The sequence below is a fragment of the Collinsella sp. 1033st1_E11_1033SCRN_220408 genome (assembly GCF_039062465.1).
In the GTDB taxonomy this organism is placed as follows: Bacteria; Actinomycetota; Coriobacteriia; order Coriobacteriales; family Atopobiaceae; genus Parolsenella.
This window is the reverse complement of record NZ_JBCLNF010000001.1, coordinates 166,902-180,393: the sequence shown is the minus strand read 5'-3', so window position 1 is coordinate 180,393 and position 13,492 is coordinate 166,902. Positions and strand designations below refer to the sequence as shown.

Sequence of the window (13,492 nt, the reverse complement as noted above, 5' to 3'; positions counted from 1 at the left end):
CATCCGCGAACCCATGCCGTTCCTCTGGCGAGCGGCAGTGCACGTACATTATGTTTTTAGCCCTAACTATTTGTTATATCTGCAGGTTTATCCCCGCGTTCGCGATTCAAGCGATTTGTGACGTTTCGGCGAACGGTATCTTTTTTAGTCGGCATTGCCACACGAGTTAGCTGGGGTTTCGTTGCTCACAAGCGACAACAACGCACGATACTGGCCAACGGTTTCGCCCACAGCCAAACAGATTGTTTGGAGCGCTCGTCAGCGTGAGACAAAGGCCAGGTGGCACGACGAGTTGCCTGGCATAAGGCCCAGCGGCAGCGCACGGCGTGACCGGCGCGGCGCGCGGCCGACGCACTTCGCCGAAACCTACCTCTTGTAAGGGTTCGCCGTCGATTTCGGCCCCGAAACGTTACAAGAGGTGGGTTCAGGCAAAAGCCGAGACGGCGGATGGCCAGACGAACCAAAAACCGCGGGCCCGCCCAGCTGGACGGACCCGCGCCAGACCTCCTAGGAGAGGTCGATCTCGCGGCCGGAGACAAATTTGCGCACGAGGCAGCCACCCTCCTCAGCAAGGTAGACGTAGCGCTCGACCCGCTCCCAAACGTCAAGCGCACGCGGAGTGCGAATCGCGGAATCGTCGAGGACGAGGGCGTCGAACTCGTAGCCCTCGGCAAAAGAGCCTACGCGACCAAAGAACGAGCCGCCACCAACCGTTGCGAGCCACAGAGCCTCCTGCGTCGTCAGAGGAGCAAGCCCATCGTCGACAAGACGCCAGCGCAGCTTCGAAACCGCCACGGCATCCGCCATGCAGCGGAACATCGAGAGGTTCGCGCCACCTGCCACGTCGGTGCCGAGGCCAACGTTCATGCCAAGGTCGAGGTAACGACGAACGGGCGCGATTCCGCTCGATAGCTGGGCATTGCTCTGCGGGCAGTGCGCCACATACGTGCCAGTGCTGCGTAGGAGCTCGGTCTCGGTCTCATCGGAATAGACGCAGTGGGCCATGACGGTGCGGTCGCCCAGCATGCCGAAGTGGTCATACGCGTCGCCATAGCAGCTCGACCACGGGCACAGCTCCTTGACCCAGCCGCACTCCGAGGGGTTCTCGGAAAGGTGGCTCTGGACGGGCAGGCCAAACTCGTCGCGAATCGATGCGAGCTCGCCCATGAGCTCGTCGGTGACGCTCGGCGTGAAGCGCGGAGTGATGATCGGCGCCGTGTGGTCATAGCGACCGTCGACGTCGGCAAGCCAACGGCGAGTGTCAGCCGCGGACTGGGCAGTGTCCTCCTCGAGGTCAACGCCACCGTTGCGGTCCATGTTCACCTTGCCCACGTAGGAGGTGATGCCGGAGGCCTCAAGCTTGTCCATGAGCAGCTCGGTCGCCCCAACGTGAAGCGTGCCGAAGACGACGGCACGCGTCGTGGCGCTACGGCGCAGGTCATCCGCGAAGATGTCGTAGGCACGGCCGGCATAGTCGAGGTCCGCGTAGTGGGCCTCCTCCGGGAACGTGTGGGTGTTGAGCCAATCGAGCAGCTCGAGGTCCATGCCGAGGCCGCGGAACGCATACTGCGGGGCGTGGATGTGGAGGTCGGTCATGCCGGGGATGATCAGGTTGTCGCCGCAATCGATGAGGGGAAGCACGGCAAACTCCTCCGGGAGCTCGGCAAACACGCCGGCGGAGACGCCCTCGACGCACACGGCGTAACCGGATGGCACGCAGACGACCTCCTGCGGAGTGGTGTTATAGCAGACGTTACCCTTGAGAACGAAGGACTTGGTATCCATGGTTTGCTCCTTCTGGCCCTAAATCAGAGCGTATTTAACGATAAAGACGACGAGCGCCGGTACGGCGGGTAGCGCGGCGCGGTCGACGGCGCAGCAAGCGGCGCGGGTAGCAAGCGGCGCGATGCGCGGCGCGACAGACGGTGCGGCAGGCAGCGCGACTGTCAGACATCACCCAGGCGGCCCCCACTTGCCGATGCCACTGGCCAGTCACCCGTCAGCGCGCGCGGCATCGCTCTCCCTTACTTATTTTTTGTCGTAATCTAGTACCATACTTTAAGTTAGGTAGACCGTTTACAATACGGTGTAACGGTCGAGAGACCAGCGGATTCACCCTAAACTTTTTGAAAGGCCTCTCATGGACGCAACCCAAGTCGACTTCTACTCTCGTCTCGCTCACGCCATTGCCGTACAGTTTGGGTCGAACTGCGAGGTTGTCGTCCATGACCTGGAGACGACCGATCCAGGTCGCTCAATCGTCGCGATCGAGAACGGTCACGTCACCGGCCGCACCGTTGGCGACGGCCCCAGCCACGTCGTCCTCGAGGCCGTCAAGGCGGGTCGCCTGCACAAGCTCGACGACCGTCTCGCCTACCTCACTAAGACGGACGATGGCCGCATCCTGCGTTCTAGCACGGTTTTCATCCGCGACGAGGATGGCACGCCCATCGGCATCCTCGGCATCAACTATGACATCACGCTTATCTCCGCCGCCGCGGACACCCTCTCCGCGCTGACCGGCATCGGTCCCAACGATGACCCGACCGGCGACCCCGAGCCCATTGTCAAGAACGTCGCGGACTTGCTTGACGACCTCATCGAGCAGAGCGTCGCGCTCGTTGGCAAGCCAGCCGCCCTCATGAACAAGGAGGAGCGCGTGCGCGCCATCAGCTACCTTAACGACACGGGCGCCTTCCTCATCACCAAGAGCGGTCCGAAGGTCTGCAAGTACTTCGGCATCTCGAAGTACACCCTCTACAGCTACCTAGACGAAGCCAAGAGCACGGACGAGTCATAGGCGGAGGCACTGGTTCCACGTTGCTCTCCGCCAGCAACTACCGGCCACCCGCCAGCGCACGCGCCGTGCGCCGCACGCCACCCGCAGGCCGCCAGTCCGCTCGCCACCCGCGCGCCCGCCAGCGCCCCCGCCAGCCCGCACCCACGCCAGCCCGCGCGTCGCCAACCCGCCGGCTCCGTTACCAAGGCTTAACACGAAAAACTACCGGAGACGGCTATCCTAATGACACTTGCAACTAGCCCCAACATCCCGCGGGGCAACGAGGCGTCGGTTCGCCGGCGGCAAGGAGGTCACATGGCTCGCGTCTTCAACTTCGCAGCGGGGCCCTCGGCCCTGCCCGAAAGCGTGCTCACAGAGTGCGCCGAGGAAATGCTCGACTACCGCGGCTGCGGTATGAGTGTCCTCGAGATGAGCCACCGATCTTCTACCTACCAGCAGATCTTCGACGAGACCGAGGCGACCCTCCGTCGCATCGTCGACATCCCCAGCGACTACAAGGTCCTCTTCCTGCAGGGCGGCGCCACGCTTCAGTTTGCCGGCATCCCCATGAACCTCATGGCAACGGGCCGTGCTGCCTATATCGTCTCTGGCAACTTCTCCAAGAAGGCATACCAGGAGGCTCGCAAGTACGGCGAGGCCGAGGTCATCGCCACAAGCGAGTGGACCAACTTCGACCGCGTGCCCAGCGTCGTCGGCGTCGGCGAGCTCGCAGAGATCTACGGCTATGACTACCTGTACTTCTGCCAGAACAACACCATCTTCGGCACGCAGTTCCACGACATCCCCAACACCGGCGAGCTTCCGCTCGTCGGCGACGTCTCGAGCTGCTTCCTCGCGGAACCCATCGACGTCTCCCGATACGGCCTGCTCTACGCCGGTGCCCAGAAGAACGCCGGCTGCGCGGGCGTGACCGTCGTCATCGTGCGCGAGGACCTCATCGAGGACGGCCCCGCCATCCCCAGCTGCCCCATCTACATGGACTACCGCACCCAGGCCGAGAAGGGCTCGATGCTCAACACGCCCAACACCTTTGGCATCTACCTGTGCGGCAAGGTCTACCGCTGGATAGAGGAGCAGGGCGGCCTTGAGGCCATGCGCGAGCGCAACCTCGAGAAGAGCGGCCTGCTCTATGACTTCCTCGACCACAGCAAGGTCTTCCACGGCCACGCCCAGCCGGAGAGCCGCTCGATCTCCAACGTCACGTTCCGCACGAACAGCGAGGAGCTCGACGCCGAGTTCGTGGCCGGTGCCACCGCGCGCGGCCTCGCCGGCGTGAAGGGTCACAGACTCGTGGGCGGCATGCGCGCGAGCGTCTACAACGCAGTGCCCGTCGAAGGCGTCCGCGCCCTCGTCGACTACATGACCGAGTTCGAGAAGGAGCATGCGTAATGCGTCACATCAAGACGATCGACGACATCACCAAGGACGGCGACGTCGAGTTCGGCGAGGGCTATGACTTCGTCCCCGATGCCGATGGCGCAGACGCCATCCTCATGCGCTCGACCGACCTCCACGGCTATGACCTGCCGGAATCCGTTCGTGCCATCGCTCGTTGCGGTGCCGGCGTGAATAACATCCCCATCAAGGAGTACGCCAAGCGAGGCGTCGTCGTATTCAACTCGCCGGGCGCCAACTCCAACGCCGTCAAGGAGCTCGTCCTCGCGATGCTCATCCTCTCGAGCCGCGGCGTCGTGCAGTCGATGGACTGGGTCCGCGCACACTCGGATGACGAGAACATCCTGGTCAACGCCGAGAAGGCCAAGAAGGCGTTCGTCGGCCACGAGCTCAAGGGCAAGCGCATCGGCGTCGTGGGCCTCGGCAACGTCGGCTCGAAGGTCGCCAACGCCTGCGTCGACCTCGGCATGCAGGTCTTCGGCTATGACCCGTTCATCTCCGTCGAGCACGCGTGGGTGCTTTCGCGCGAGGTCCAGCGCGTGGGCACGCTCGAGGACCTTTGCCGCAACTGCGACTACCTCACTCTCCACGTCCCCAGCAAGGCCGACACCATCTCGATGATCGACGCGGACGTCCTCGGCCTGCTCAAGCCGGGTGCCATCCTCATCAACTACGCGCGCGAGACGATCGTGGACGAGGACGCCGTCGACGCGGCGCTCCGCGGCGGTCGCCTCTCCTGGTTCGCGACGGATTTCGCCACGCCCAAGACCGTCCGCATGCCCAACACCTTCATCACCACGCACTCCGGCGCGGGCACCGGCGAGGCCGAGGCCAACTGCGCGGACATGGCGATCAGCGAGCTCAAGGACTACCTCGAGAACGGCAACATCGCCAACTCCGTCAACTACCCCACCTGCTCGATGGGCAAGGCGCGCGCCGCGAGCCGCATCGCGTGCCTACACGCGAACGTCCCCAACATGATCGGCCAAATCACGGCCATCCTCGCGAAGGACAACGCCAACGTGCAGCGTATGGTCAACGAGAGTGCCGGCGAGAACGCGTACACCATGTTCGACACCGACGAGCACCTCGAGGATGTTACGATCGAAGCCCTCAAGGCGATTCCCGCGATCTATCGCGTGCGAGTCATCAAGTAGCGGCCGCAACGGCTCGCTCGCCCGAACCCGCGCGGCTGGGTGGCCTTGGCCCCCAGCCGCTTTTCAGTTTGGAGGAACACGATGCAAATCCAGGCCTTCTCAAGCGTCCGACCCGACCCGACGCGCATGGGCGAGATGTGCGAGCCCACGACCGCCGCCGAGCTCGACGCGCTCGTCGCCTCGGGCGCATACATGCAGGATCTGGGACGTGCGCTCTACCTCGTGGCACGTCGCGACGGCGATGCCGTACGCCAGGGCATCGTGTGTTGCTGCGACGCCGGCGAGCTCACCGGACTCGTTGCCGCGGTAGCCAGCGAGGATGCCGAAGCGGGCATCACGGACGCGGCAGACTCGATCGCCGCGCGCATGCGCTCCCTGGCCGCCCATGCGAACGCCGTGGCCCTCGCGTACGAGAACAACTTCGCGATCCAGACGATCGTCGCGGCCGCGCAGACGGCCACGCCGCTCTACAACCTCTCGAACGGAGCTGGCACGCAGGTCGTGGTGTGGCGTGTGAGCAGGGAGGATGCCGTCGGGGCAATCGTCGCGGCGATTGGCGCGACTGAGGTGGAGCCCACGGGAGACCTCGCCGTCGCGAAGGCGGCCGTGGCGATCGCCGCCGAGGCCCGCACGGCCAAGCCCAACCTCGATGCCCGCTCACCGGCCCTGCACTCTCTCGCCCTCCTCGTTCCGCGCGGTCAGGATGTCGAGCGCGAGCTTCTGCCCGGAAACGGCCTGCTACTGCACCGCTTCGCCTAGGTCGCGGTGCCGTCTGCACACTCGCGCGCGACGCCGGTTGCGCGCTCGCACGCAACGCCGGACGAAGCACGGGGCGCGACGTCGCCTGCGCGCACGCACGCTACGCCGAACGAAGCACGGGGCGCGACGCCGGACGAGGCACGAAACCTACCGTTTGTAAGGGATTGAGCGCGTTTTTGGCGCCGAAACGTTACAAGCGGTAGGCTTTGGCGAAGTCTCGAGCCGCAACGCCGATTGCGCGAGGCACGCAGGCTGCGAGCACTGCCGAGCGCGGCGACTACTTGCGACCGAAGAGGCTGCCGAGGAGGCTGGAAACGCCGCTGCCGCCAAGCAGGCCAGACGCGGCACCCGCGAGGTCGACGAAGCTGATGCCAAGGGACTGCGCCATGCCGGCAAGCTCGCCGAGGTCGAGCCTCGAGAGATCAATCGCAGTCAGGTCAAGCTTCGTCAGGTCGAGACCAGAGAGGTCAACGCCCGTCTTCGAGAGGTTCGAGAGCACGAGCTGGAAGAGCTCCGTGAGGTCCGCCTCGCTCTGGCCGGTTATGCGCTCGACGGTCTGTGCGGGCGAGTCGATGAGCTCCTGTGCGAGCTCCGGGGCGTTCACAATTGCCTCGGTGATCTGCGCGGCGAGGTTCTTGATGTCTACGGGCATGAGGCTCCTCCTCTGTTCGGCACGGTGCAGCACCGCGGATCTCCGGCTTCCCGCGACACGCCTTGTTCGACGCGGGCGCGGCGCGATGCGGACCGGCGGCTCTCCGGCTTCCCGCGGCACGCCAAAAACGTGCGGTTTTATGTGCGTGTGCGCGGGTGCCATATCCAGGAGACACCGCCGCGCCGTAGCCGGGTATAGTTAGCTAAGATAGGCAAATTATAAAGGTGCGCAGACGCGCAAACCACGCAAAGGACGACGTCTCAGTGCTGGGAGAGGAGCTCATGGGCGACAGCGCGAACATGGTATTGGTTGGCTTCGCCATCGGGTCCATCTTGGGCCTGGTCAGCGTCGTGTGCTTCCTGCTCGGCAGGCTCTCGCGCGACGGCATCGTCAGCTTCCCGCCCCGCAAGGCAACCGACCACCCAGCCGCGGCGGCAAAAGATGCCGAGAATGGCGCCGTTCCCGGCATCGCAGCGGATGGCGTCACGCAGGCCAGCGATGCCGGCGCCGCAACGGCCGCCTCTGGCGACTCGCCCGACGGCACCGACACCACTGACGCCGACATCCCCGCAGCCCCGCTCTACGACGAGCCCCGCGACATCGAAGAGCTCTCCCGCCGTCTCGCCGAGGCGGACAACCCTCTGAGGGAGCTCCGCACGCTCACGCGCGACACCCTCGCTCAGGAGCGCGCGGCGGACGACGACCCCACGACCCCGCATCCGGACGCCTTCTCCCTCTACCTCGCCCGCGGTCTCCAGGAGGCCGGAATCGATGACCCCGGCGCTCACATCCCGGATTTCGAGGTCGTCCTCCCCTACCGCACGAAGAGCTTCTTCCTCCGCACGACGAAACGCCGCATTCCGGAGCGCGAGGCCCTACGCGTGATCGCTCTCGAAGGCGCCCTCAATCGTGCGCTCTTCGCCTGGAAGGGTCTCGACCACACCGCCACGTTCGAGGAGTGCTACGCCTTCAACCAGGGCCTTGCGAGCACCATCACCGCACAGCTCGGCACCAAACCGATCAAGCAGGCGAGCATGCTCGACGTCGCCGGCGAGTGGGGCGTGCGCCAGACCTTCTCCGCGGGCATCGAGAGCCTTCGCCTGCCGCTCCGCCTCTCCGTGCGTTTCCGCGTGAACCTCATGGGCGGCGACATTGCGATCGAGACGCCCTACAGGGACGCCCTCTGCCAGCCCCATTCCATCTACTCCGAGGAACTCGACCGCATCATCCCCGCGACCTCCCAGATGCGTGACCAAATGGCGACGGACTACGCCCTGCGCCTGACGCTCCTGCTCGCTGCGCACGCCTTCCGCAGTTCGAGACGCCTCTGCCATGCGTTCGTCGCCGTGGTCGACAAGAGCCCGCGCGGACGCCGGTGTCTCGTCAGCGCAGACATCTCGCGAGAGGCCTTGCGCGAGCATGACCTCTCGAAGCCCTTCGACGCACGCGAGCTCTGCCGCGAGCTGGGCGTCGACTTCCGCATCGAGGAAGACCGCCTCTGCGCGGTCGAGCAGGGCTTCGTGCCGGAGGCGGAGCGCTTCTGCCCTGCAAGCCGCTATGACAACGTCGACCTCTCGAGTCGCATCCTGCCGGATTTCGAGGCCAGCCTCCTTGGCACGAAATTCGTGCATGACCTCGGCATCAACGAGGACGCGCATCGCTCCCAGGTGGCCGAGGCCGTCGCACGCCAGCTGGGCGGCACCACGCTGGGGGATGTCCGCCGTATCCTCGACCTCACGCAGAATGACCGTGACGCCACGGTGCGCGAGGCCGGCGAGCGCTGCGCCCAGGCGATCATCGACGGCCGTCTTGACGATAAGGACTCCCTCGCCTTCGTGGACGAGTTCGTCAACGGCGGCGCCCTCTCCCGCGCGACGGCGATCGCGCTCGACCAGGTCACGAGCGGCAAATCCGCAGACGCCATCGAGACGCTCACGGACGTCCTCGCCCCGGTCGACGCCCTCGACACCTACACGGACGGCAACGGCGTTGTGTGGCGCGAGTTCACGAGTTATGTCTCCCGCGCGCTCTACAACAGGCTTCTTGCCAAGGAGGGCGAGGAGGTCCGCCTCGTGCCGGACGCCTACTTCGCCGCCCAGCTCCTCATGGCGAGTGCCCTGATCGACTCCGGCCGCCAGGAGGAAGCCCTCGGCTTCGCCCGCCGCGCTCAGGACCTCTGCCCGTTCGATGTCTCCGGCACGCTCCGCGCCGCCCGCTGCTTCGAGCTCGACCATGACTTCGAGGCCGCGGCAAACGAGCTCATCCAGCAGCTCGAGTACGCGTTCGACCCGCAGAGCGTGGGCGTGTGCTACTACCGCCTCGCCTTCCTCGAGTGGAAGCTCGGCGAGGCTGACGTCGCGGACGCGTGCTATCAGAAGGCGGTCATGAGCCACTCCGCCTGCAGCATGGCGGCTCATATCGAGCTCATGAGCCTGCGTGTCGAGAACAGCTCTGATGGCGTGGCGGCAGAGGACGTCGAGGAGACGCTCCGCCGTGCCAACATCCCGCTCGCACCCACGGAGCGCGTGGTCGAGGTTCTGGTGGAGGCTGCCCAGGGCGCCACGGACGCCGAGGTCTTCCCCGTCGCCCGCGGCTTCGCGACGCTCCTCAGCGCGCTTTCCGGCGACGACGTCATGCACGGCGTCGCCAACTCCATGGAAAACGAACCCGACCGCTAGAGAGTTGACAAAGGAGACAAAGGGACAGTCCCTTTGTCAACTTACGCAAAAGCGCCCGCAGAAAGGAGATTCCTTCTGCGGGCGCAACTGCGTTCTATGTTGGTCGCAGCTAGTCCTCGTTGCCCTCGCGGTCAACGAACATCACGGTGAAGGCCAGCGCGAGCAGGGCGGAGGCCACGGCGATGGCGTGCAGGCCAAACCAGCCGATGCACGCGTTGCCCAGCACCGAGCCAGCCACGAACATGGTGATGACGCCAAAGTAAAGCAGGCCATTAAGCAGGAAGCCACGGTTGTGCGTGATGATGAAGTCGTCGACGTTTTGCAGCGCCGAGCGCAGGTTGCCGATGCACATCGTCGTCGCGATGCCGTACCCGTGGATCTTGCGGAAGCTCTCAACCTGCATGCCGCACGCAAGCGACGTGAGGCAGTTCGCCAGGAGGTTCTGGCTCTCCGGCATGAGGCTCACGATGAACAGGATCACCGCCTCGACGAGGACCGTCTCCTGACGCCAATGCAGCAGGCTCGCAAAGCGCTCATGCACGAGGTCCGCCATCATGATGCCAAGTGCGAAGGCGATGACCGGAAACAGGTGCCTGAGAGACGAGCTCGGGTCACCACTCGATAGGTTCACGGCCGCGAGCAGTATATTTCCCGTCTGAGCGTTGGCGAAGACACCTCCCCTGCCGATATAGGAATAGGCGTCCATGAAGCCGCCAGCGAGCGCCATGATGGCACCCATCTCGATGGACTCGGAAATCTGCTTCGCGTGCTCCACGCGGTATACCCCCTAATGTCAGTTCCTCAAGCTCGGACGCGAGGGACCAAGCCTCAAACGCAGGCTCCGGGCGCGGCCCAAGCAAGAGCCAAGCCCGAGCGAGTTTCTAAAGCTCGAGCTTCATGAGCTCGGCGATGGCATAGATGTAGATCTTCAGCGCCTCGCGCAGCTGCTCCTCGCTCGCACCCTCATCGGGGCCGTGCATGGACCCAACCCACTCCGGCGTCTCGAGGCCCGGCACCTCCGGACCAAAGCTCGCGGCATTCTTGAAATGACGGGCATAGGTGCCACCACCGATGGTGAAGGGCTTGGTGTCCTTGCCGGTGTACTCGTTGTAGCAGCGAACGAGCGTCTGAATCTCGGGGGAATCCGGCGAGACGTAGAACGGCACGACGGCACGGCCGGGCTCGAACTCGCAGCCGTGGGCGGCAGCGATCTTCTCGAGCTCCGCGTCGATCGCCTCGGACGTCGTGGACTTGGGGTAGCGGGAGTCGACCGTCTGCTCGAGACGGCCGTCAACGGTCTGGCGCAGGGTGCCGCCGATGCAGGTGAGCGGCTCGAAGATGTCGTCCGTGGCGGCGATGCCGAGGCTCGAGCCGTCCGTGGAGGCATGGATGGTGGCCTCGAGCTCGAGGAACGTGCGCTCGGCATCGGAGCAGAGACCGTTCTCGAGCAGGTAGGCGCAGAGGATGGCGATGGCGTTCTTCGTGCCGGCGGGCATGCTCGCGTGGCCGCCGATGCCGTGCGCGGTGATGCGGGCGAGCGTCTCACCGTCCTCGCTGGCATCCTCGATCTCAAGGTCAGCCGCGACGGGCAGCGTACTGGCATCCGCGCGGACGATGGCTGCGGCAAGGCTCGGGATGGCGTTGGTGGCACTGCCGCCCTCGATTGCGCGGATCACGGAACCCTCGACGGAGCCGGAGATGGGAGCGGAGCGGAAGGTCGCGCCGTAGAGGCCCTTCTCGCCGCAGCACACCGGGAACTCGGCATCTGGCGTGAAGAGGAAGTCCGGCTCGGGGTTGTGATCGAGGTAATACTCGACGTCGCCCATGTTGGTCTCCTCGTTGGCGCCAAGGATCACGCGCAGGGTGTACGGCAGGCGCTTGCCCGTGGCCGCGACGCGCTCCGCGAAGAAGCGTCCGGCGTAGAGCGAGAGCACCGCGGGGCCCTTGTCGTCGATAACGCCGCGGCCGAGGATCCAGCCGTCGCGACGAACCATCTCGAAGGGATCGGTGTGCCAGCCCGGGCCGGCGGGGACGATGTCGACGTGGGCGATTGTGGCGATCTGCTTCTCGGACTCGCCGACGAGATCCGCATAGCCGAGGTAGCCCTCGCAATCATGCGCCTCGAGGCCGCAGACGTTGGCGATGCAGAGTGCCTCGTCGAGGGCGGCACGCGGACCGGGACCCCAAGGGGCGCCCTCGGTGGCATGCTCGAGGTCCTCCTCGCTGCAGTGGCTGACGAGAGCCTCGATGTCATCGAGGACCTCTGGCCACACGCGGTCGACAAACTCCTCGATGTCTGCCTTTAGCTGGGCGTTGTTCTCTGCCATGGGGGGGTCTCCTAGCTTCTGCGCCGCGAGGCTAGCCCGCGGCGGCGTATTGTCCGCCCACCATAATACGACCCCGCGCCGGAGGGACCCTCCGAGAAACGCAGAGCGCCACCTAGCGGAAACAAACGCCGACGTAGCGCGCGGTCGAGGGCCCCGCCTACTTCGCGTGGCGGCGGTCCTCGCGGAGGCCCTCGTACTCCTCGCGGCTGTGCTCGTTGATGCGGCGCAGGTCGTCGATGTGGCGCTCGCGGATCTGCTCGGCCTGGGCCAGATAGTCGGCGGCGGAGAGCCTCACGCCGCGACGTCGCAGCTCGGCGCGCTCCTCGTGGAAGAGCTCGGTCGCCTCGCGAACGTGCTCGTGGTGCTCGTGGATGATCTCGCGGACGGAATCCGGGTGTTCGGCGATCTCGTGCGCCGCCTCGACGGGATGCGCGGCGATCGCCACACGCGAGGCGTTGGTGAGCACGGGGATCACGAGCACGGTGAGCGCGCCCGCCGTCACGAGCACGCTCGCCATCGACTCGGGCATCGCGTCGACCGCCGTCGCGGCCTCGGTGAGGGCGACGATCAGCGGCAGCGCCATCGTGCAGTAGAGGCTCGCGGAGACCTTCTCGCCGGTGGGCATGTCGCGCGTCTCGGGGAAGACCTGCAGGCAGACGGCCACGGGCAGCGCCCTCACGAGCAGAAGCAGCCCCACGAAGATGGCGAGCAGGCCAGGCGCGGCCCCTACGGCGGCGAAGTCGATGCTCGTGGCGGAGATGACGAAGAAGGCCGGCACGAAGAACCCGTTGGCAAGAATCTCGATCTTGTCGAGGAGGCGCTTGCCGCGCTCGTCCGGCAGGAGGTGGCGCAGGATGAAGCCGGCGGCGAATGCGGCGAGCACGGCGTCGAGGTCGAGCGCTGCAGCGAGGGCGAGCAGAGTCACCAGCAGCAACACCGTGACGCGAAGGGTCGCCTGCGAGCTCGTCTCGGCGTTGTCAACGACCCACTTCCACAGGCGCGAGCCCCAGGCGCGGGCGCGCTCGGCCTGGAGGGCCACGAAGACGCACACGGCGACGAAGAGCACGAGCACGGCCACGTTCGCCGACATCGAGCGCGCAGGCGAGAGCATGAGCGACATCGCCACGACGGGGAGGAGCTCGCCCATAGCACCGTAGGACTCGATGACGCCGCCCACCGCGGTGCCCGAAAGCTCGCGGTCGCGCATGATGGGGACGAGGGTGCCGTAGGCGGTCGTGGTGAGCGCGATGGCGAAGGCGGCGACGCCTGTGGAGGAAAGGCCGAGGTCAAGCGCGAGCGTGGCGGCGACGGCGAGCCCCATGCAGATGGCCCAGCAGACGGCGCCGTGCCTGCCCGCGCGGCCCATGAGCTCGCGGAGATCGAGGTCGTAGCCGGCGATGAGGAAGAGGAATCCCATGCCGAGACGGCTCACGAGCGACATGCCAGCGGAAGCGTGGATAACGCCCGCGCAGTGCGGACCCAAGACGGCGCCGGCGACCACGAAGAAGACGACCTCCGGAATGGGGCGGCCGGGAATGAGGCTCGCCAAAAACGACGACGCCACGACGGCAGCGAGGATCACGGCGAGCATGATGAGGTCTTGGGTCATGGGCGGTCCTTCCGGGCGGACGCGGCGGAGCCGCGAAAGATGCGGGCATCGCGGCGCGGCGTGAGCGCGCCGGCGCGGGCTCCCCCATTCTTACCCAGATGCGGGCGCAAGAATC

The 13,492-nt window shown here is 65.7% G+C and carries 10 protein-coding genes; 5 read left to right on the top strand and 5 right to left on the bottom strand.

Annotated elements, in window-relative coordinates; translation table 11 throughout:
- Nucleotides 1-507 precede the first annotated feature (507 nt).
- Nucleotides 508-1,785, bottom strand: coding sequence for an amidohydrolase family protein (locus ABCN07_RS00730; RefSeq protein ID WP_343004957.1), 1,278 nt, complete (start codon nt 1,783-1,785; stop codon nt 508-510).
- Nucleotides 1,786-2,140: 355 nt separating this feature from the next.
- Between ABCN07_RS00730 and ABCN07_RS00725 the strand changes: the two genes are divergently transcribed.
- The 4 genes from ABCN07_RS00725 to ABCN07_RS00710 all read left to right on the top strand — a co-directional run bounded on the left by ABCN07_RS00725 (nt 2,141) and on the right by ABCN07_RS00710 (nt 6,111).
- Nucleotides 2,141-2,800: a helix-turn-helix transcriptional regulator gene (locus ABCN07_RS00725; protein ID WP_343004956.1), complete on the top strand. Its 660-nt coding sequence runs from the start codon at nt 2,141-2,143 to the stop codon at nt 2,798-2,800.
- A gap of 294 nt (nt 2,801-3,094) precedes the next feature.
- Complete coding sequence (gene serC, locus ABCN07_RS00720; protein WP_343004955.1) at nt 3,095-4,189, top strand: 3-phosphoserine/phosphohydroxythreonine transaminase; 1,095 nt, start codon at nt 3,095-3,097, stop codon at nt 4,187-4,189.
- Nucleotides 4,189-5,352: a phosphoglycerate dehydrogenase gene (locus ABCN07_RS00715; protein WP_343004954.1), complete on the top strand. Its 1,164-nt coding sequence runs from the start codon at nt 4,189-4,191 to the stop codon at nt 5,350-5,352. Before serC ends, ABCN07_RS00715 begins: the two co-directional genes overlap by 1 nt.
- Nucleotides 5,353-5,433: 81 nt before the next feature.
- Nucleotides 5,434-6,111, top strand: a complete 678-nt coding sequence (locus tag ABCN07_RS00710) for a DUF1015 family protein (protein WP_343004953.1) — start codon at nt 5,434-5,436, stop codon at nt 6,109-6,111.
- Between the two features lie 277 nt (nt 6,112-6,388).
- Here the strand turns inward: ABCN07_RS00710 and ABCN07_RS00705 are convergent, their stop codons facing one another.
- Nucleotides 6,389-6,763 carry a hypothetical protein gene (locus tag ABCN07_RS00705; RefSeq protein ID WP_343004952.1) on the bottom strand — a complete coding sequence of 125 codons (375 nt, stop codon included), beginning with the start codon at nt 6,761-6,763 and terminating at the stop codon, nt 6,389-6,391.
- Between the two features lie 263 nt (nt 6,764-7,026).
- Here ABCN07_RS00705 and ABCN07_RS00700 point away from each other — a divergent pair, with 263 nt between their 5' ends.
- Entirely contained in the window at nt 7,027-9,441 is a 2,415-nt protein-coding gene (locus ABCN07_RS00700; RefSeq protein ID WP_343004951.1) for a hypothetical protein, read from the top strand.
- A gap of 109 nt (nt 9,442-9,550) precedes the next feature.
- Here ABCN07_RS00700 and ABCN07_RS00695 read toward each other — a convergent pair whose 3' ends face one another.
- The 3 genes from ABCN07_RS00695 to ABCN07_RS00685 all read right to left on the bottom strand — a co-directional run bounded on the left by ABCN07_RS00695 (nt 9,551) and on the right by ABCN07_RS00685 (nt 13,377).
- Nucleotides 9,551-10,216: a YoaK family protein gene (locus ABCN07_RS00695; RefSeq protein ID WP_343004950.1), complete on the bottom strand. Its 666-nt coding sequence runs from the start codon at nt 10,214-10,216 to the stop codon at nt 9,551-9,553.
- A 106-nt stretch (nt 10,217-10,322) separates the two neighbouring features.
- Nucleotides 10,323-11,768, bottom strand: a complete 1,446-nt coding sequence (locus ABCN07_RS00690; protein ID WP_343004949.1) for a Sapep family Mn(2+)-dependent dipeptidase — start codon at nt 11,766-11,768, stop codon at nt 10,323-10,325.
- Nucleotides 11,769-11,925: 157 nt separating this feature from the next.
- Entirely contained in the window at nt 11,926-13,377 is a 1,452-nt protein-coding gene (locus tag ABCN07_RS00685; RefSeq protein WP_343004948.1) for a cation:proton antiporter, read from the bottom strand.
- Between the last annotated feature and the right edge of the window lie 115 nt (nt 13,378-13,492).